Below are 1,425 nucleotides of genomic sequence, written 5' to 3'. Positions count from 1 at the left end.
CTCCTGCAACAGGCTGATCGCTTGGCTGGTCGCCAGCACGACCGGCAAGGAGCGGCTGAGGGCCGGCCTGCCGGCCGATTGGAAGGTCGGCGATAAGACTGGCACCGGCCCGAACGGCTCCCTCGGCAATATCGCGGTAATCTGGCCGCCGGATCGCGGCCCGATCGTGGCTGCCGTTTATATCAGCGAGGCGAAAGTGCCGGCGAAAGAGCTCAATCCGATCTTCGCCGAGGTTGGGCGGATGATTGTCGAGATGGTTTGAATCACGAAAATGCGGCGAGAGGGCTCTTAGCCATGACAGAATTTGCGGCCGTTTGAGATTTACCGGGATGCTCCCATTCTGCGGCGTTTTCCACTCCTAGATTAACGTGGAGCGTTTCATGCATATCTGCCGGATCGGCAACAAGTATGCCGCATAGAAGTGAACACAATTGAGTGTAGCTGGTTACATCTCGCGACCGTTCAGCAGCGATTTTGGCAATTTGTCTTATGAAATAGTGACATACTTCTGGTTGAATTTCTGATTGACAGTAAACCCTTTCAGGTTTACGATTTTATTAATTTGTATTCGCGAACTATAGATAAAGTATACACTGTTGACAATCGAGAAGTTATCTATTTGATCGTGAGGGGATTATTCTTATGATAAAACAACAATCGGCTCACCTATGGAGGTTTCGATGAATAGGCGCGAATTTATTCTAGCGGCCGCGGGTGTATCTGTAACTTCCATGGCGGGGGTTCGTCTGTCATTTGCACAGGGAACTGACATGCAGCCAGCGGAACCCGACTTTTCGGAAGCCCCTCCCGTTGAATTTCCCGAGGGAGTGCGAGTTCCAACTTCGGAAGAATACAATGAGCAACTGGAAGCGTTGACGGGCGCTAAAAATCCATTTGGATCTGAAATCGAATTGGGCCGAACCTTGATTAGAGATGACGGGGTGCTTAACGCACCGAACAAGTCACCTTTTGAGATCGCAGACCGCTTCCGCGAGTGGCGGCAGGGTTCTGTAGGAGGGAGCGACCAGCGGAAGAAGCAATACTCTTACTATGCGCGTGAATGGCCTGTGCGGGGAAACCCTGTCATCATGGGTTTTTTCGACGCGACAGGGTACCGTACGCCTGCCGGCGATACGACTTGGTGGTGCGCGGCGTTTGTCAGTTGGTGCATTCAGCGCAGCCTTGCAAGCAACAAAATCACCGCCAAGAGCTGGCCGTATGCCACCGGTGCGGCTTCTGCTTCGTACAGAACGTGGGGGAAGGACGTGATCAAGGACCTAAAGTCGGAGCCGAGGAAGGGCGATCTTGCCGTCTTTCAAAATACCAAGACTTCCTATCAGGGTCACGTCGGCTTTGTTTACTCCGTCGTCGGGGACCAAATCATGGTTCTTGGCGGCAACCAGGGAGCCCAGAATGAATACAACG

2 protein-coding genes are annotated in these 1,425 nt (G+C 52.8%); both read left to right on the top strand.

The window, feature by feature from the left end; all coding sequences use genetic code 11:
* Positions 1–262 (top strand): serine hydrolase (locus A7X77_RS31555; RefSeq protein WP_156668211.1); only part of this gene is annotated, 262 nt, incomplete at its 5' end.
* Positions 263–680: 418 nt separating this feature from the next.
* Positions 681–1,425 (top strand): CHAP domain-containing protein (locus tag A7X77_RS31550; protein WP_197486930.1); only part of this gene is annotated, 745 nt, incomplete at its 3' end.

Origin of the sequence: Rhizobium bangladeshense (assembly GCF_001662075.1) — a bacterium.
Classification (GTDB): Bacteria; Pseudomonadota; Alphaproteobacteria; order Rhizobiales; family Rhizobiaceae; genus Rhizobium; species Rhizobium bangladeshense_B.
This window is presented reverse-complemented; position numbering and strand designations above follow the sequence as displayed.